The organism is Paenibacillus sp. S33 (genome assembly GCF_053615415.1).
The window spans coordinates 2,727,822-2,749,971 of sequence record NZ_JBSIEZ010000001.1 but is presented as its reverse complement, the minus strand read 5'-3'; the positions used below and the strand labels follow the sequence as shown (position 1 = coordinate 2,749,971).

Here is a 22,150-nt window from a genome sequence, read left to right as displayed (position 1 = left end):
TTTAGTGCAGCTAGTCGAATTCTGCATCATTATCCTTCTCGCTTATCGTCGTTAGATACAAGCGAGATCTGCAAGTAGGACATTACCGAGGCTAGCAATGGAGCGTGCTGGCCATCTTGTTTCATAGCTTCACAGACCTTTCCTCGAAACAAGCTTTACTTTACGGAGTATCTATTTTGCCTATGTCGTCAAGAGATATTCGGTTTAATTCTAGCAATGATTGGAATTATCGTAATTAAAATGATGTTTTAATCAAACTGATGTTTAAACTGCATATGAATCCAACCAGCAATTGCTAAATAAAGAAGACCCGCGTTTATTGAAACACGGGTCTTCTTTTGTTAAGTTCATTGAGCTTATTCAAAGTGGTATCTTTTAAATAATCAAAACAATTCGTAACATAAAATGGAGCTAATCCATCTTATAATCTTCCCTTAATATATAATGTGCATAATCAACCTAAACTTGACGAATTTTATAATACTTAAATTTTCAAATGGAATTATTTTTGCTGTTTTTTCAATGCAGGCAAGGGCAGTCGGACAAGCCGCCGCCCTCTGCACACGCAAAGTGAAATCATTGCATCTTAGAAAACAGATTTAGAAAACAAAGTCGATGGAATCCGGCGAGAAGCCTTCCGGTTGCTCGTCCGAGTTCACCTGAATATCGCTTAATAGCAAATCTGGATTGATCCCAACCTGGGACAGGATCGCTATCAAATCTCTGGTTAATCTCTCAATAGCGTCAGCTCCAAACAGCTTCGTGCAATATTCAAACGAACCCTTGATTTCCCCGTCTTCATCACTCATGGACAAGGTCAAATCGAATTTGGAAATACGATGCTCCTGAACATACGGACTGAAGGACAGCATCTCTAGCTTCGCTTCCTGTGACTCCATATTTTCCAGTACAAACATAGTGTCGAATAATGGGTTACGGCTTGCATCCCGTGCTACATCCAGCTTTTCCACCAACTCTTCCAGTGGATAATCCTGATGCTCGAAGGCTTGCAGCGTACGATCTCTGGCTTCCTGCAAGTAGCTGTGGAACGTTTGGTTGTCCCTCGGCTGATGCCGGATGGCTAGCGTATTGACGAACATTCCGATCAGTGGCTCCAGTTCAGGCAACAAGCGGCCTGCTACCGGCGTACCGATGATCAAATCGTCCTGACCGCTGTATTTGGACAGCAGAACGGTGTAGGCGCTTAATAGCACCATGTACAGCGTACTTCCGGTCTGTGCCGCAATTCGGTGCAGTTGCTCGGATACATTCGCGTCCACTGTAAATTCATACATCGCACCCTCGAAGCTGCGAACAGCAGGTCTAGGATAAGCAATGGGCAAATCCAGTACTGGCAATTCTCCGGCTAAATGCTCCAGCCAGAAGTGTTCCCGGCGTTGGTATGACTCACGCTGCATCTCCTGCTGCTGCCACACGGCGTAGTCTTTGTACTGAATTTGCAGCGGCTCCAATTCCTGTCCCTCGTACAGTTGTACCAGCTCCTGCACGATATTGTTAGACGATACACCGTCTGAAATAATATGGTGCATGTCGTACATCAGGAGGTGGCGCTCTGGTTCAGTTTGAATGAGACGGACACGCAGCAGTGGTGCCTGGCGAAGATCAAAGCTGCGTACAAAGGACTCGATATAGGCTCCGGCTTCGGACTCCCTGGCCTGCAAGTGCTCTAATGCAAACTCCACTTGATCGTAAACCCGCTGAACGACCTCGCCTTCCACCATTTCAAAGGAAGTCCGCAGCGTTTCATGGCGGGCTATTAACTGACGGAACGCATCTTCCAGCCGATCGGCCTGAAGCGGCCCCTCCACGGTTAATACACCCGGCATATTGTAGCTGAGATCCCCACCTTCCAGATGGCTCAAAATGTACAGTCGTTTTTGAGCCGAGGAAACCGGGTAGTACGCCTGTTGCGCCGCCGCAGGGATCACCGTATAGGTGTCTGTACCGTGCGTAGCTATGAGCTGGGCTTGCTGCTCAATCGTAAAGTGTTGGAACACCTCACGCAGCGTAATCCGGCTGTCCAGTTCCTGATGGATTTTGGCCACCAGCGTCGTTGCCCGCAGGGAGTGCCCACCCACGTCAAAGAATGAGTCGGTGACTCCTACGCTGGACAGTTTCAAGACATCCTGCCAGATTTGGGCTAGTTTGGCTTCCAGCGGCGTCCGCGGTGCAACGTACTCCAGGCCTCCTTCGAGACGTGCTTCCGGTGCCGGCAACGCCTTGCGGTCGATTTTCCCGTTCGGTGTCAGCGGGAAACGATCCAGTTGTACCACATACGTCGGGATCATGTAATCCGGCAGCTTCGGCTGCAGCGCATTGCGCAGCTCCGGCAAACTCAGGGACTCTGAAGCTATGATGTAGGCACACAGGTCCTTGTGTCCGTCTTCGTTTTCCCATGCTGTGACCACGGCTTTCTGAATGCCATCCACGGTCAGCAGCTGTGCTTCCACCTCGCCCAGCTCGATCCGGTAACCCCGGATTTTCACCTGGTGGTCGATCCGGCCCAAATACTCAATGCTGCCGTCTGGCAACCACCGGGCCAGATCGCCCGTCCGGTACATCCGGTTTGCGTGAGTGCTGTCCGCTTGATCGGCTGCTGCCGCATCTGCGAACGGATTTGGGACGAACTTCTCTGCCGTCAGCTCCGGCAGGTTCAGGTATCCTCGTCCGACACCTGCACCTCCGATATAAAGCTCACCTGCGATCCCGATCGGCACCAGCTGTTGCTGGCTGTTCAAGATGTACACGGACTGGTTCGCTATCGGCGTTCCGATGGATACCGTATGCTCCCCTTTTTCCAGCAGTGCGTTCAGGGACTCTACATCTTCAATCGTATAAGCAGTCGCATCTACTGTGGTTTCGGTCGGACCGTACACGTTGGTAATGACCGGACGATACCCGGGCCACTTGTGCAGGAACACATTTACCAGCTGCACGGATAATGCTTCGCCACCGATCAGGTAATGCTTCACTTCCGGCGCTTCCGTCACATTGACGCTTTCGTTCAAAATATGCAGATGCGCAGGTGTGCCGTCCGACAGATCAATCCGGTGCGTGCGGTAGTAGGCGATCAAATGCTCTCCGCTCAGACTGACGTCACGGGACACCACGTGCAGGGTGTGGCCTAACAGCAAGCTGGCAAAGATTTGCTTCACTGAAGCGTCAAATACAAATGCCGACAGCCATGCGACATGAAGCGGCTGTTCATAACGGCTGTATACTCGTTCCAATAAAGCATCTACCAGATTGCTGACACTGCCCTGCTCGATCATGACCCCTTTCGGTTGGCCAGTGGTACCTGACGTGTAAATCATATAGGCCAGATTATGCGGGCGGGCGACAGGGATTAGATTACTCGCATCCTGTGCTCCCAGTTGAGCTTGAACGTCCTCGTCATCCAAGACTACAGCTCGAACTGTGCTGAGCGACAGGTTGGCAACTCTGCTTGTAATCACGACCTTGGCCCCACTGTCTTGGAGCATGTAGTCGATGCGCTCCTGTGGATACATCGTATCCATCGGCACATACGCGCCTCCGGCCTTAAGTACCCCCAGAATGCTCACCAGAATATCCGCAGAACGTTCCAACAATACGCCAACCGGTTGATCTGTTTCGACCCCTTCCGCTCGTAACACACGAGCCAATTGGTTCGCACGCTCATTCAGCTCAGTGTAGGTCAGCGCGGTGGCCCCAGACACAACTGCTATCCGCTCAGGGTTTCGCTTCGCTTGCTCTTCAAAGCGTTCGCTGAGCGAACGGCCTTGCACCTGTCTGTGTTCAGCACAACGCACACTATGTGCGTTCGGGTCATTAAATACCTCCAGAATCTGCACGGTTTCTTCTACTGTAATCAACTCCAGCTCACCCAGCTTCGCATCCGGGTTCGCCGCCACGGCTTCAGCCAAGCGAACAAAGTGGCGTGTCATCCGTTCCACGGTTTCCCGTTGATACAACGCGGTTGCATACTGCAATCCGAACTGGATGCCTGCCTCTTCCTCTCTGGCTTCCAGCGTCAAATCAAACTTGACTGGCGTTTGTTCTAAGCCGTATGGACGGAAGCTCAGGTTCGCCAGCTGCAGCTCTCCTTCCTCAGTCGTTTGCAGGGTAAACATCGTATCAAACAGTGGATGGCGGCTCATATCCCGTTTCACGTTCAGCTTTTCCACCAGCTCCTCAAACGGATAGTCCTGGTGCTCGTAAGCTTGCAGGGCACGCGTCTTCACATCCTCCACGTAGCTTCGGAAGCTTTGCTCTGCCGTCGGATAGTTCCGCAATGCCAACGTTCCGACGAACATCCCAATCATCGGCTCCAGATCCGCATGCGGTCGTCCAGCAATCGGTGTGCCGACTACAATATCTTCTTGCCCGCTGTATTGGTGTAAGAGCGCGGTGTACGCTGCCAGCAGCACCATATACAGCGTGGAGCCTGTGTTTGCCGCCAGTTCTTTCAGCCGTTCACTGACTTCACGCTCCAGTCCGAACACCACCGTATCGCCTGCCGTACTTCGTACCGACGGACGGGCAAAGTCCGTCGGTAAATCCAGCACAGGCAGTTCACCCCGGAAGGTGTCGAGCCAGTAGGCTTCCTGACGTTGCATCCACTCTTGATGGGCTTTGCTTTGCTGCCATACCGCATAATCCTTGTACTGTATTCGCAATGGCGAAAGCTCTTCACCGTCGTATAAGCGGACAAATTCATCGGTCAGTACTCCCATGGACACACCATCCGAGACGATATGGTGCATATCGAGCATGAGCAAATGCTGCGATTCCTGCTCGGTTCCTTGTACACCCAAATCTACCAAGCCTACCCGCAGCAGCGGAGCGGCTTGCAGATCGAACGGACGTACAAACTGCTGCACCCGTTCTTGTACTTCCTGGCTGACCATCGTGTCCGTATCCGTGGTTGTATCTTCTGCCTGTACCTTTGTATATTCCACCTTAAACGGCACGGTGTCCTCAATCCGTTGCATTGGCTCACTGTCCACCAGTGCAAAGCGGGTACGCAAGGTCGCATGACGGGCGATTAATTGACGGAACGCGTCTTCTACCCGTTTCACATCCAGCGGTCCGCTCACTTGCAGCACCGACGGCATGTTGTAGTTCACATCATTCGGGTCGAACTGATGCAGCACATACAGTCGTTTTTGCGCCGAAGATAAGGGGTAGAAGTTGCGTTCTTCCGTTACCGGAATGGACGCATATGTTACTTGATCGAGATGTTCTAGTACGACTGCCAATTGTTCAATGGTTGGTGATTCAAAAATACTGCGCAGTGGAAGCGGCTTGTTCAGCTCCTTGTGAATTTTCGAGGCCAGCGTCGTCGCCCGCAGCGAGTGTCCGCCAATCTCAAAGAAGTTTTCCTTCACACCGACCTGCGCCAGACCCAGCACATCCTGCCAAATTTGCGCCAGCTTCACTTCCACCCATGTCCGCGGTGCAACATAATCAGCTCCGCTTTGCAGGCTGCCTTCCGGTGTTGGCAGTGCCTTGCGGTCGATTTTACCATTCGGTGTCAACGGCATCTGCTCCAGCTGCACCAGATAGGAAGGGACCATGTAACCCGGTAGCTTCTGGCTCAAAGCGCTGCGCAGTTCACTTGCCACAACTTCCCCATCGGCGACCACATAAGCGCAGAGCTGCTTCTGCCCTTGCTCATCTTCACGCGCGATGACCACAGCTTCTTGCACCGCTTCCAGCTTCAACAGCTGCGTTTCTACCTCGCCCAGTTCGATCCGGTAACCCCGAATTTTCACCTGTGCGTCGATCCGCCCCTTATATTCCAGCGTCCCGTCCACATTCAAGCGTACCAGGTCGCCTGTGCGATAGCAGCGTTCTCCGTTGCGGAACGGGCTGTCGATGAACTTTTCGGACGTCAGGTCCGGACGGTTGCGGTATCCACGTGCCACCCCGTCACCGCCGACGATCAGCTCACCCCATACCCCGACGGGCTGAAGCCGCATCGAACGGTCCACGACATACGCTGTCGAATTATGGATCGGTCTGCCAATTGGCACCGATTCCGATTGCATACCAGTGATCGCATGCACTGTGGAAAAGGTCGTATTTTCGGTCGGGCCATAGATGTTACTGATCCGCAAGGATGGATGAGCCTCCAGCACCCGGTTCATATGTGGTACGGACATCACATCACCGCCGACCAGCAGCTCCCGTACCCCTTCGAACAGCGCCAGATCCTGCTGGGACAGCTGGTTAAAGAGCGGTGTAGTCAGAAACATCGTGGTAATGCCGTGGCTACGTACAGCCTCCTTAAGCTTGGGGGCGTCCAATATGACATCCTGGCTCACTAGCACCAGCTGTCCACCATTCAATAGCGCCCCCCAAATTTCGAAGGTGGATGCGTCGAAAACAACAGCCCCTGTCTGTAAAATGCGCGTGTCGGCATCTAATTGCGCGTAGTTTGTATTTTTCACCAAACGTACGACATTACGATGCTCCACCATAACGCCCTTCGGCTGCCCCGTCGTACCCGACGTATAAATGACATACGCCAGATCGTTCGGACCAGACAACGATTCCAGATTGGAACTATCCTCGTGATACACACCCTGTGACCCATTCAGCACCAGCACGTTACCATCGAAAGCCACTTTATCCACCAGATGGTTTTGCGTTAACAACAGCTTCGCACCCGAGTCGTCCAGCATGTAGCGGATACGCTCCTCTGGATACGTCGGATCGATGGGGACATATGCACCCCCGGCTTTTAAAATCCCGAAGATGCCCACGATCAAGTCTACCGAACGCTCGGTCATCAGACCCACCAGTCGATCCTTCGTCACGCCTTGACTACGCAAGGTGCGCGCCAGACGATTCGCACGTTCATTCAGCTCGCGATAGGTCAGCTGCTCTCCTTCGAAGAACAACGCTGGCTGCTCCGGTGTCTGCGCCGTTTGTGTCTCGAACAAGCCATGGATCGTTTGCCCGCTTGGATACTCGGCGGCTGTATTTCCCCATACGCGGAGAATTTGCTCACGCTCCTGCGCGGTTACCACATCCAGCTCCTGCACTCGAATGTCCGGCTTCGCCACCACCTGCTCCAACAGCTGTATCAGATGGCCCTGAGTCCGTTCAACGGCTTCACGATCATATAACTTCGCATTGTATTCAAATCGGATTTTCATCGCTTCCTGCGGCATAACGACCAGATTGAAATCATAGTTGGTTTGTTCAATCATGCCGGCATTGAGAATTTCAAAATCCGACTCTGCACCTTCGCCAAGTTGCTCGACCTGCTCCTCCACCGGATAGTTTTCAAACACGATAATGTGGTTGATCAGATCTTGCTTTTGCTCGCTCAAGGCTTGAATTTCATACAGCGGATACGTTTCATAATCTTGAGAAGTCAGCGCCTGCTGCTGATTCGTTCTGATCATGTCAGCAAAGGTGTCCTCAGCCCCACTGCGGATACGTATTGGAATGGTGTTAATGAACAAGCCCACCATATTTTCGATCCCCGTAATATCCGCTGGACGACCAGACACTACACCGCCAAAAACAGCGTCGTCACTACCGTTGTACTTTTGGAGCAGCAGGCCCCAAGCTGTTTGCAGCAATGTATTCGGGGTCACGTGGTGCTGCTTGGCCACCATTTCCATACGTCCGGTCAAATCCTTGCCCAGATCGCACAGGATATGCTCAAATTGTGCATCGTCCGCCTTCACGCCTACTTTTCCGGTCGGAATCGAAGTTTGCTGATCATAGCCGAGCAAATAATCCTTCCAGTAGGAAGCTGCTGCTTCTACATCCTGTGCTTCAAGCCACTCAATATACTGACTGTATGGAGTCACGGGGGTAAGCTTCGGCTCTCTATGCTCCACGGCTGCAAAATAAGCCTCAAACACCTCATCCGTGACTAACGCCACACACCAGCCATCCATCAAGATGTGATGAGAGCTCCACACAAAATAATAATCCTCATCACCTGTTCGTAAAATCGCCACGCGCATCAACGCATCCCGGGACAAATCGAACCCGGCTGCCTTGTCCTTGCGAATAAATTCCTTCACATACGCGTCACGCTCCTGCTCATTCAGATGACGCAAATCTTCACATTTAAAACCAACATCCTTGCGGCGGAAAATAACCTGCACAGGCTCATCCTGCCAACCGCTGATGAAATTAGCTCTAAATATTTCATGCCGCTGTGCCAAATGATTCAAGCTATCTTGGAAAATATCCGCTTGGAAGCGTCCGTGCAAATCAAAGGTCGTTTGTTCAAAATAAGCACCTGACGCTGCATCCATCAGACTATGGAACAACATGCCTTTTTGCATCGGCGTCAGCGCATAGACATTTTCCAGTTCCCCCATGTCACGTGTCCGTTCTACCAATTGATCCAGCTCGGCCATGGTTACATGTTTAAGCATGACATCGCTTGGCGTCAGCTCTTGCTGTTTGCGGCCTACGCAATGCGTAATGATTTCCTGCAAGCTGGTTCTGAACTGTTCGGCTAACTGCTCCATCGTTTCACGACGATATTCCTGCTTGCTGTAGCTGATCGTCAATTGCAGTTCGCCTTCCGAGATCAGTCCGTTCATATCCAGCGTGTGCGTTCTAGCTGCATGGGCGCTAAGCTCTGCACCGCTAGCGTAAGGAGATACGCCAATGGACTGATTTTGCATATCTTGATCAAATTGTCCTAAATAGTTAAAGCTAATTTCAGGTTCGGTTACAAAATGCTCTTGCTCACGTGCTGCGGACAGGTATCTCAACATACCGTAGCCAATGCCCTTTTGCGGAATGCGGCGTAGTCCTTCTTTCACATGTTTGATGCGCTGTGAAAGGTCTTGCCCCACGCTCATATCGAGCACAACCGGGAATTGGGTCGTAAACCAGCCCACGGTGCGCGTAATATCCAGTTCTGGCAAAATGGATTCCCGTCCATGGCCTTCCAGGCTCACGAGCACTCGTTCCAGGCCCGCCCAGCGATGAATCGTCAGTCCCAATGCGGTAAGCAGCAAATCATTCATCTCCGTGTTGTAGGCACGATGCGCTTGTTTTAACAGCTGCTCCGTTTCCTGGGCTGTCCACGTAACTGTAATGTTCTCGCTGTCCCTATTTAAGGAATGAGTAGGGGACTCGTCTTTTGGAAGCGGCTGATATACGCCTTGTTCCATTTCCCTCCAGAATGCGAGTTCTGCTGCCATAGCCGGACTGTTCGCATATTGAGACTGCCCATCCGCCCAGGTGCGGAACGAATCCGTTTTGTGCGGAAGACGAGCCGCTTGTCCGTTCAATGCCTGCTCATAGGCTGTTGTAATATCATCGAACAAAATGCGCCAAGATACGGTATCCACCACTAAGTGATGAATAGCCATCAGCAAATGATCTCCATCGGGACAATGGAACAGCCCCAGCTTCACCAGCGGTCCTTCGCTTAAATGAATGCCCGCCTGAATTTCATTCACTTTGGCCTCGATCGCCGCTGCCACCTCAGTCTCATGGCTGAAGTCCATACGTTCCAGCGTATACAGCTCGCCCTCCCCAATCGCGCGGTTCCAGGCTTCATAACCGTGCTCACTAGGACGGAAAATGATACGCAGTGCGTCGTGATGGCTAACGATTTGATCCATCGCCGTGCGCAATGCCAGTTCATCAAAACCGTCCTTGCTATGCAGCATAATGGACTGGTTATGATGATGAGCATCCGTCAGGTTCTGCTCAAAGAACCATTGTTGCACCGGTGTCAGCTTCACAGCGCCCACCACTTCGCTCTGATCCGCCAATCGGGTCACCGATTGGACTTTCAGTGCCAAGGCAGACACGGTTGGATGACTGAACAGGTCTTTCATCTCCAGTCGATAACCTGCTTGCAGCAATCGGGAGGATACTTGCAAGGCTTTGATCGAATCGCCACCCAGCTCGAAGAAGTTATCCTGCGTGCCTACCGCTTCCACGCCAAGCACCCCGACCCATACCGCGGCCAATACTTGTTCCACCGTGGTACGCGGTGCCACATAGGCTGCACCGGTATGGATGCTTCCTTCCGGTTCCGGCAAGGCCTTGCGGTCGATTTTTCCATTGTGGGTCAGTGGCAAGGTCTCCAGACGCATCAAGCGTGCAGGTACCATATGTGCTGGCAGTCCTGCTTCCAGCTCGGCCTGTACCTCCTTGATCCGCAGCTCGGTTTCTCCCGTGATGTATCCGCACAAATACTTGTGTCCACGCTCATCCGTCCGGTCGATGACTACCGCTTGACGCACACCCGGCACCCGCTGGATCGCCGTTTCAATCTCGCCCAGTTCGATCCGGTAGCCGCGGATTTTCACTTGATAATCCATCCGCCCGATAAAGTCCACATTGTCGTCCGGCATCCACCGCGCCAAATCGCCTGTGCGGTACAGTCGTTCACCTGGCACGAACGGATTGGCCACGAATTTCTCGGCTGTCAGGTCCGCACGATTCAGGTAGCCTCGTGCCACCCCGCCACCGCCAATGCACAGCTCGCCCAGTACGCCGATCGGCACCGGATTCAACTGGCTGTCCACAATGTAGAAGCGGGCGTTCAGCCACGCCTGGCCAATCGGCACATTGCCGCTGCTTGGCAGCTTCGACAATTCTTCGTCGTAGAAGCTGGAGTCAATCGCCGCTTCCGTGACGCCGTAGCTGTTCATAATGCGGATATCCGCGCCAAATCGTTCTTGCAGCATCCGGTAGTCTGTCACGCTGCAGCTATCCGAGCTGGTGATCAGCAGTTCCAGACTGCTCATGTCCAGTCCGTGTTCATGCACATGCTGCATAAACGGTACGATCAGGGCCGGGGTCGATTCGAACACCGTAATCTGATAGTCGCGAATCCAGCCGTACAGACGGCTTGGGTCAATCCGGTCGTCTTTCGGGCAGATGACCATCGTGCCACCGTTATAGAGCGTCCGTGCGATATCCCCGACGAACACGTCGAAGGAAAAGCTCGCCAGTTGCAACAACCGTACCGGGAACTGGTTCAGACGGTAATCCCGACGGTAGGCCGCGGCTGTGTTTACCAAACTGTGATGCTCGATCATGACCCCTTTCGGACGTCCCGTTGTCCCGGACGTGTAGATCACATACGCCAGATCCTGCGGTTCATTGATGTGATTGACGTCTGTGGTATCCCCGGTGTACAACGACTCATCGTCCAACGCCAGTACGGTATGCAGACGCAAACCCGCTGCGGATTCGGACGTTGCTTCGCTGTCAGGTGGCGAATCTGCTGTTCCATTCAGGGTTTCATGGAGAGTACTTGATTCCATCGTCTCAGCGCCAGCCGCTGTTTCCAACTCGCCCTCAGTCTGCCCTCCGGCCAAGGCCTGTCGGCTTTCTTCGAGCCATGCCTGTGCACGCTCCTGCAACCCCGTTTGGGTCAACAGTACCGTCGCACCACTGTCCTCCAGCATGAAACGAATACGTTCGGACGGATAGTCCGCATCCAGCGGCACATAGGCGCCTCCAGCTTTCCATACCGCCAATACGCCGACCAGCATGTCTACCGAACGTTCACTCAAAATGCCGACCATCGACTCGCGTCCAATGCCTTCATTTCGCAATTTACGGGCCAATTGGTTCGCATGCTCGTTCAGTGTGCGGTACGTAAGCTGCTGCTCCCCGTACACCACCGCCACGTGATCCGGTACAAGCTGCGCTTGTTCTTCCACAAAGGTATGGAACAGTGCTCCTGCTTCTACCGCAGCAACATCCGATACCCCTACATCTCCAAAACCGTAGATGATTTGTGCCTTTTCCTCGACGGTTACCATCTCCAAAGCTACCAGTGGCTGCTGCGGATGCAGCGTAATTGCACGGACAAGCTCGGTAAAATGCTGTGCCAATCGCGCGATGGTCTCAGCCTTGTACAGCGCCGTGCTGTATTCCAGACTGCACAGAATGCCTTCCGGCTGCTCCACTGCATCCAAGGTCAGATCAAATTTGGCCGTATGATTGTCCGTCGGATACGTTTTAAAGGTCAGACCCTCCAGCTCGAACTCCTGCTGTTCAAATGTTTTCAGCTCAAACATCGTGTCAAACAGCGCATTCCGGCTCGTATCCCGCGTTAAATTCAGCTTTTCTACCAGTTCTTCAAAAGGATATTCCTGATGCTCATAAGCACTGAGCGCATGCTCTTTGACCTCTTGCAGATAATCCAGGAACGTTTTGTCGCCAGACGGATAATTGCGGATCGCCAGCGTGTTGAGGAATACGCCTACCAAGCCCTCCAGTTCCGCATGCGGTCTTCCGGCAATCGGCGTGCCGACGATAATATCCTCCTGCCCCGAATATTTATGCAAGAGCGTGCTATATGCTGCTAGCAACACCATGTATAAGGTCGATCCCGTTTGCGCGGCCAGCTGTTTCAACTGCTCGCTGTCCTCCAGGCTGATCGCAAATTCCAATCGCGCTCCTTCCAGACGCTGTACGGCTGGTCTTGCAAAATCCATTGGCATATCCAGTGCTGGAATGTCACCAGCCATCGTGTTCAGCCAGTAGCTTTCCTGCTCACGAAGACGTTCACTTTGCATATCGGCATGCTGCCAAACCGCATAGTCCTTGTACTGGATGCGCAGGGGCGGCAGTTCCTTGCCTTCATACAATTGAGAGAACTCCTGCACGATAATTCCTTCAGTCACGCCATCCGAAATAATATGGTGCATGTCATAGAGCATGACGTGACGCTCCGGTCCGGTTTCCACCAGCTGAACCCGCAGCAATGGTGCTTGTGCGAGATCAAATGCACGTACAAAGTCCTGTGCGTACTGCTGGGTCTCTTCTTCGCTTGCCTGCACATGCTCCACATTGAATGCAACGCCCGATTCAATCCGTTGAATCACCTCGCCATCCACCATGTCGAATCGGGTTCGCAGGGCTTCATGACGGACAATCAGCTGGCGGAAGGCTTGCTCCAGTCGCGTTTTATCCAAGGAACCTTCAATGATCAAAGCGCCTGGCATATTGTAGCTAACCTCTCCGCCTTCCAGGTGACTCAGCACGTACATCCGTTTTTGCGCCGAGGAAACCGGATAATATGCACGTTCCTCCGCAACAGGGATGGATACATACGTTTGCTGTGTCTGAACTTCTCCCATCACCTGTACCAGTTGCTCAATCGTCGGATATTGGAAAATATCTCGCAGCGCCAGCTTGTAATTCAGCTCCTGATGGATTTTCGCCATCAGTGTTGTCGCGCGCAGAGAATGTCCTCCCACTTCAAAGAAGTTATCCTGGATGCCTATCCGCGGGTGATTCAAAACACTTTGCCAAATACGTACCAGTTGCTCTTCCAGCAGTGTCCGCGGTGCCACGTATGCTGTGCCTCCTTCGAGGCGCGCTTCCGGCGCAGGCAACGCTTTGCGGTCAATTTTCCCGTTTGGTGTCAGCGGGAATTGATCCAGTTGTACGACATATGTCGGGATCATATAACCCGGCAGCTTGGGCTGCAGCAGGTTGCGCAGCTCTGGCAAATTCAGCGCATCAGAGGCTACGACATACGCACACAAATCCTTGTCTCCGTCTTCGTTTTCCCAGGCGGTGACGATGGCTTTCTGAATGCCGTCCATGGTCAGCAGCTGTGCTTCCACCTCGCCCAGTTCAATCCGGAAGCCCCGGATTTTGACCTGATCATCCATCCGGCCAATAAAGTCCACATTGCCATCTGGCATCCACCGCGCCAAATCGCCTGTGCGGTACAATCGTTCACCCGCTACATATGGGTTCGCTACGAATTTCTCGGCCGTCAGCTCTGCACGGTTCAGGTAGCCTCGTGCCACCCCGGCTCCGCCAATGCACAGTTCACCCAGTACACCAATCGGCACCGGATTCAGCTGGCTGTCCACGATGTAGAAGCGGGCGTTCAGCCACGCCTGACCAATCGGCACATTGCCGCTGCTTGGCAGCTTCGACAATTCTTCGTCGTAGAAGCTAGAGTCGATTGCTGCTTCTGTGACGCCGTAGCTGTTCATAATGCGAATATCCGCACCAAACCGTTCTTGCAGCACCCGATAATCCGTCACACTGCAGCTATCCGAGCTGGTGATCAGCAGTTCCAGACTGCTCATGTCTAACCCCTGTTCATGCACATGCTGCATAAACGGTACGATCAGGGCCGGGGTCGATTCGAACACCGTAATCTGGCAATCGCGAATCCAGCCATACAAACGGCTAAAATCAATCCGGTCGTCTTTCGGACAAATAACCATCGTGCCGCCGTTATAGAGCGTCCGCGCGATATCCCCGACGAAGACGTCGAAGGAGAAGCTCGCCAGCTGCAGCAAACGTACCGGGAACTCGCTCAGACGGTAATCCCGACGATACGCCACAGCCGTATTCACCAAACTGCGATGCTCAATCATGACCCCTTTCGGACGTCCTGTTGTCCCGGAGGTGTAAATGACATACGCCAGATCCTGCGGTTCGTTGATAGGCTCGATATCGGTGGTATCTCCGATGTACAGCGACTCATCGTCCAACGACAGCACGGTATGCAGACGCAGCACTGTTGCCGGTTCGGATGCTGCTTCGCTGTCAGACTTCGAATCTGATTTCAAACTTACGCCTTCACTAAGGCGGTCTCTTTCCATCGTTTCAGCGCTAACCGCCGTCTCCAGCTCACTCTCATTCTTTCCTTCGCCCAGAGCCCATTGGCTTTCATTCAGCCAACCCAGTGCACGCTCCTGCAAGCCCGTTTGGGTCAACAGTACCCTCGCACCACTGTCCTCCAGCATGAAACGAATACGTTCTGACGGATAGTCTGCATCCAGCGGCACGTACGCACCGCCGGCCTTCCACACCGCCAGTACGCCGATCAACATATCCACCGAGCGTTCACTCAAGATGCCAACCATCGACTCACGTCCAACGCCTTCATTTCGTAATCTCCGCGCCAATTGGTTCGCACGCTCGTTCAGTTTCCGGTACGTAAGCTGCTGCTCCTCGTACACCACCGCCACATGATCCGGTACAAGCTGCGCCTGTTCTTCCACAAAGGTATGGAAGAAGGCTCCTGCTTCAGCAGCAACATCCGATACCCCCACATCTCCAAATCCATGAATGATTTGTGCTTTTTCCTCGGCAGGTACCATATCCAAAGCTGCCAGTGGCTGTTGTGGATGCAGTGTAATTGCACGTACGAGTTCGGTAAAATGCTGCGCCAATCGCGCAATGGTCTCAGGCTTATACAGCGCCGTGCTGTATTCCAGACGGCACAGAATGCCTTCTGGCTGCTCTATTGCATCCAAGCTCAGATCAAATTTGGCCGTATTATTTTCCAGCGGATATGAATTCAAGGTCAGACCTTCCAGCTGCAACTCCTGCTGCTCCAATGTTTTCAACTCAAACATCGTGTCAAACAGCGCATTTCGGCTCGTATCCCGCGTCAAATTCAGCTTTTCAACCAGCTCTTCAAAAGGATAGTCCTGATGCTCATAAGCACTGAGCGCATGCTCCTTCACCTCTTGCAGATAATCCAGGAACGATTGGTCGCTAGACGGATAATTGCGGATTGCCAGCGTGTTGATGAAGACACCTACCAGACTCTCCAGTTCCGCATGCGGTCTTCCAGCAATCGGCGTGCCGACTACGATATCTTCTTGGCCTGTGTATTTATGCAAGAGCGTGGTGTACGCCGCCAGCAGCACCATATACAAGGTTGAACCTGTTTGCGAAGCCAGTTCTTTCAGGCGTTCGCTAACTTCACGCTCCAGTCCGAATTCGATCGTATCCCCTGCCGTACTCTGTACCGCCGGACGGGCAAAATCGGTTGCCAGATCCAGCACAGGCACGCCGCCCCGGAAGGTACCCAGCCAGTACGCTTCCTGACGCTGCATCCACTCCTGGTGGGCTTCGCTTTGCTGCCATACCGCATAGTCTTTGTACTGAATCCGCAATGGTGATAGCTCTTCACCGCCATACAAGCGGACAAATTCATCGGTCAGCACCTCCATCGACACACCATCCGAAACGATATGGTGCATGTCGAGCATGAGCAGATGCTGGGATGCCTGCTCTGCTCCTTGTACGTCTAGATCCACCAAGCCTACCCGCAGCAGCGGTGCAGCTTTCAGATCGAACGGACGCACAAACTGTCGTACCCGTTCTTGTGCTTCCTGGCTGACCGTCGTGTCCGTAGCTGTAGCTGTGTCCTGATCTGTATCCGTAGTTGCACGCTCTGCTTGTACCTTCGTATATTCCACTTTGAACGGCACGGTGTCCTCAACCCATTGCATCGGCTCATTGTCCACCAGCTCAAAGCGGGTACGCAAGGTTGCATGGCGGGCGATCAGTTGACGGAACACATCTTCTACTCGTTTTACGTCCAGCGGACCGCTCACTTGCAGCACCGACGGCATGTTGTAGTTCACATCACTTGGATCAAACTGATGCAGCACATACAGTCGTTTTTGCGCCGAAGATAACGGGTAGAAATTGCGTTCTTCCGTTACCGGAATGGACGCATAGGTTACTTGATCCAGCTGTTCCAGTACGACTGCCAGTTGTTCAATCGTTGGTGCTTCAAAAATACTGCGTAGTGGAAGCGGCTTGTTCAGCTCCTTGTGAATCTTCGAGGCCAGTGTCGTCGCCCGCAGCGAATGTCCGCCAATCTCGAAGAAGTTTTCCTTCACGCCGACCTGCGTGAGACCCAGCACATCCTGCCAAATGTGTGCCAGCTTCACTTCCACCCACGTCCGCGGTGCGACATAATCGGCTCCGGTTTGCAGGCTGACTTCCGGTGCTGGCAGGGCTTTGCGGTCAATTTTGCCATTTGGACTCAGCGGCATCTGCTCCAGCTGTACAAAGTACGACGGCACCATGTAGCTTGGTAGCTCCTGGCCCAGCTCACTTCTCAGCTCGCTGGCACCCATTTCTTGCCCGGCGACATAGTACGCCACCATTTGTTTTTGTCCCGTTTCATCCGCACGCGCCGTGACCACAGCTTCTCGTACCGATTCCATTTGGAGCAGCTGCGATTCGACCTCGCCCAGCTCAATCCGGTACCCCCGGATTTTCACCTGATGGTCGATTCGGCCCAGATATTCAATGTTCCCGTCCGGCATCCATCTCGCCAAATCGCCTGTGCGGTACATCCGTTCATAGCCGGCTTCGTCTTCGGCAAACGGGTCTTTCACAAATTTCTCCGCCGTCAGCTCCGGACGGTTCAGATAGCCGCGGGCTACGCCGACACCGCCGATGCACAGTTCACCCGCAACCCCGATCGGCTGCAATTGCTCCGTACCTTCCTTCACGATGTACAGACGAATATTTTGAATCGGTTTTCCGATCGGAATGACCGAATAGGTTTCATTAGGCTCGCAATCGAAGTACGATACGTCCACCGTCGCTTCGGTTGGACCGTACAGGTTGATCAGCTTCGCTCCGGCCAGGCTCGACACAAGCCGCTGGAACCGGGCCACATGCTGTGGTGGCAACGCTTCGCCGCTGGCAAAGACATGGCGCAGCGTGCCCAGCTTCGCTTGCATCACTTCCTGTGGCTGCTGCTCCACATACTCCAGGAACGCATGCAGCATGGCAGGTACAAAGTGCATTGTGCTCACGCCATCGCGGGCAATCGTGTCGACGATGTCTTCCGGGTTCTTTTCCCCGCCAACGGACAGCAAGCTCACCTTCGAGCCGACCAGCGACCACCAGAACAGCTCCCACACCGACACGTCGAACGTGAAGGCGGTCTTTTGCAGAACCGTATCTTCCGCACTCAAACCGTATCGATCATGCATCCACAAAATCCGGTTCAGCACGGAATGGTGCTCCACCATCACGCCCTTCGGTTTCCCGGTGGAGCCAGAGGTATAGATGACATAGGCTACATGGTGCGGTCCGGCCAATGGCTCCAGATTCGAACCGTCTTTGTGGTAAATGTCTTGGCCATCCTGCTCATGACGATCCAGCACCAGCACCTGGCCGTCGAAACTCCGTGAGGCTTGCTCCGCCAAATGCGATTGCGTCAGCACCAGCTTCGCACCCGAATCCTCCAGCATAAAGCGGATGCGGTCCGCCGGATATTCTGGATCGATGGGTACATAAGCTCCGCCTGCCTTGAGGATCGCATAAATGCCTACGATCATGTCCAGCGAACGCTGAACCAGAATGCCTACCGGCTGATCCGGCTGAACACCTTCCGCACGCAGCGTCCGGGCCAAACGGTTCGCGCGCTCATTCAACTCCGCGTAGGTCAACGATTCCGATCCGCACAACACTGCCACCTGATCCGGTGTGTTCGCTGCCTGCTGCTCGAACAGTGCACTTAACGTCTGATCCTGCGGATAGGCTGCCGCCGTATCCCCCCAGGCCTGAACGATCTGCGCCTGCTCTTCCGGTGTTACCAATTTCAGCTCATTCACACGGATATGTGGATTGTCGATAATTTGCTCGATGACATGCAGTACATGTCCCTGCATTCGCTCTATCGTAGACCGATCGTATACATTGGCGTTGTATCTGAACATGATGCGGAAGGTTTCGTCTGGCATCACAATCAAGTCCAGATCATAATTCGTTTGCTCGACAACCTCTACATTCGTAATTTCAAAAGCGGACGGACGAACTTCACTAAGCTGCTCGACTTGCTCCTCTACCGGATAATTCTCAAATACCATAATGTGGTTAATCAAGTTCTGCTTCTGCTCCGTCAGCGCCTGAATTTCATACAGCGGGAAGCTGTCATAGGCTCCCGAGGCCAGTGCCTGTTCCTGCGTTTTCCGCATCACTTCCACAAAAGTGGCATTCCGTTCACTTTGAATCCGCACCGGGATCGTATTAATGAACAAACCGATCATATGCTCTACGCCGGCAATATCTGTTGGACGTCCAGATACGACACTACCGAAAATAACATCCTCATTGTTGTTATATTTCTGCAAAATAAGGCCCCATACGCTCTGCATCAGCGTATTAATCGTGACCTGCTGCTGCTTCGCAATCCGGTGTATGGCTTCGCTCCACGTTGGGTTCAGATCTACCGTTATTTTTTCAGAAATATATTCGCTAGTCTCACTGGCAATAGTGGATGGAACATGTTCCTTTTCTTTTTCCTTGCTGTCCGGCGTTGGCTCCTTCCATAAAGCATCTGCACCCGGCAACAACGTCTGCTGTTCAAAGCCGGCCAAATAGCTGCTCCAATATTCTTTTGCTGCACGCTCATCCTGACGCCCCAGCCATTCGATATATTGGCCATATGGTGTGATAGGAGCAAGCTCCGGTTGCTTCTGCTCCAGTAGCGCAAAGTACGTACCAAACACTTCACCCGTAACGAGCGATAAGCACCAGCCATCCATGACAATATGATGGAAGCTCCATACCAAATGATACGTTTCTTCATGGGTCTGCAATACCTGTACGCGCATGAGTGCATCCGTACCGAGATTAAAGCCCCTAGCTTGGTCCTCTTGCTTAAACGCCTGGATATACACCTGTTGCTCCGCTTCCTGCATTTCCCGTATGTCTTGGAAAGAAAGGTCGCTATCTTTATGACGGAACACGATCTGCAATGGCTCCTGACTGTGTCCTGTCTCAAACATATGGAAATTCGTTCGCAGCGCTTCATGACGCTGTGTCAGTACATCCAGACTCTTGCGGAAAATTTCAACATCAAAGCTGCCTTTTTGATCAAACGACGCTTGCTGGAAGTAGGCGCCTGAGTCCGGCTCCATCAGATTATGGAACAGCATCCCCTTCTGCATAGGCGAAAGAGCATACACATTTTCCAGCTCGCCCACAGAAGCTGTTTGCTCTGTCAATTGTTCCAGCTGCCTAAGCGTCAAGCCTTTGAACAATACATCACTTGGTGTTAGCTCACTCCGCTCTTTGGAGGCACAATGAACGATCACTTCCTGCAAGCTTTCCTGCAGCAACTGCGCAAATTTTTCTACATTTTGCTGATGATATACCTTACTGTCATAGCGAATTTCCAGTGTCAGCGCGCCCGCTGTAATCATTCCGTTCACATTCAGCGGATGCTCCAGAACGGTATGGTCACTCATCGGCTCTCCACCTGGATGTGAAGACAGCGTGATATCCCCATTTTCCAAGTCCTGATCAAATTGTCCTAAATAGTTAAAGCTAATTTCAGGCTGCAAGGTCCAGGAAGGATGGGCATCATGCTGAGACATATATTTCAAAATGCCGTAGCCAATGCCCTTATGCGGTACATGACGCAGGTCTTCCTTCACCCGCTTGATTCGCTGTCCGACTGCTGCCTTTCCGTCCACATCCAGCAGCACCGGATATTGGCTCGTAAACCAGCCCACGGTACGGGTGATGTCGATATCTGGAACAATGGCTTCCCGGCCATGTCCCTCCAGATTGACCAGCACACGCTCCTGACCGCTCCAGTTATATACCGCTGTGCCGAGTGCGGTTAACAACAGATCATTGACCTCGGTGTGGTACGCACGGTGTGCTTCCTGAAGCAGCAGTCGTGTTTCCTGTTCACTCCAAGCTACGCTCACCGTCGCAGTGTCTCTGATTAGAGAATGTTGTCCCTCCGCTCTCTCTTGATCCTTAGGCAACGATGCGACTTCCATTTGAGCGAGATGCTGCCAATATTCACGTTCATTTTCGATGGTCGGACTATTCGCATATTGTGATAAGCGCTCTGCCCAAGCGGAGAAAGCGTCCGTTTTATAAGGCAGGCGAATCGCTTCTCCCCGCACGGCCTGCTCATATCCCGTGGCAAAATCCTCAAACACAATCCGCCATGAAATCCCGTCTACGACCAAATGGTGAATGGCAATCAGTAGATGATCCCCATCCATGCAGCGGAAAAGTCCCAGCTTCACCAGCGGTCCTTCGTCCAGACGAATGGAACTTTGGATGGCATTGGCTTTCATTTCAATGGCTGATGCAACATCTGTAATGTTTTGCACATCCGTCAGATCAACAACGTCCAGACGATACAGCTCGCCTTCGTTCAAACCGCGATTCCACGCTTCATAGCCCTGTTCGGTCTGACGGAAGACCATACGCAAAGCATCATGATGCTCAGTCACTTTGGTCACCGTTTGATGCAATGCGTCTACATCGAAGCCTTGCGCCCTATACAGCATCACCGACTGGTTGAAATAATGCGGCTCTGCTGAGGATTGTCCAAAGAACCATTGTTGAATCGGAGTCAGCTTGACGCTTCCCGAAACCACACGCTGATCGGCTGTACGGCTGACCTTGTGTACATGACCGCTCAGCAGCGAGATGGAAGGAGATTGGAACAAATCCTTCATGTCCAGCTTGTAGCCCGCTTGCAGCAAACGGGAGGATACCTGGATTGCCTTGATCGAATCGCCGCCCAGATCAAAGAAATTATCCAAAATTCCGACTCTCTTCGCTCCTAATACAGCCTGCCAAATCGAAACCAAAGTCTGCTCCAGCGCTGTGTGCGGCTCTACATAATCCGCTCCGCTTTGCAGACTGCCTTCTGGTGCCGGCAGGGCCTTGCGGTCGATTTTACCGTTCGGCGTCAGTGGCATTTGCTCCAGCTGGATGAAATACGAAGGCACCATGTAGTTTGGTAGCTCCTCGCCCAGTAAGCTGCGTAGCTCACCAGCGCTTACGTCTCTTTCAGCGACATAGTACGCCACCAGTTGGTTTTGCCCCTGCTCGTCCGCCTGGGCCAGTACGATGACCTCTTGTACGTCTTCCACTTTCAAAATTTGTGCCTCGACCTCACCCAGCTCGATCCGGTAGCCCCGGATTTTCACCTGATGGTCGATCCGGCCCAAATATTCGATGTTGCCGTCCGGCATCCATCTCGCCAAGTCACCCGTACGGTACATCCGTTCGTAGCCGGCTTCGCCAGCCGCAAACGGGTTCGATACAAATTTCTCAGCCGTCAGCTCTGGACGATCCAGATAACCCCGAGCCAGACCCGGACCGGACACGCATAGCTCACCCGCGACACCTACCGGAGCCAAATGTCCATGCACATCCATCATGTATACCTGATGATTCGGCACAGGGCGTCCGATGGAAATCAGTTGTCCGGCTCTCTCATCCTCGGATACGGACCAGATCGACGTCGCCACCGAGTTTTCGGTGGGACCGTAGCCGTTGTAGTACGCCACTTGATCCTTCCACTTGTATACCAGCTCGGTTGAAGATGCTGAACCCGCTGTAAACAAAATACGCAGGT

At 52.8% G+C, this 22,150-nt stretch carries 1 protein-coding gene (running past one end of the window); it reads right to left on the bottom strand.

Going from position 1 to position 22,150, the window contains the following annotated elements:
• Positions 1–599: 599 nt before the first annotated feature.
• Positions 600–22,150 carry the 3' portion of a non-ribosomal peptide synthase/polyketide synthase gene (locus ACWGXJ_RS12530; protein ID WP_452566869.1) on the bottom strand. It continues 20,746 nt past the right edge of the window, so 21,551 of the gene's 42,297 nt are visible here — the last part of the coding sequence; its start codon lies beyond the right edge, outside the window — the gene reads right to left on this strand; it ends in the stop codon at positions 600–602.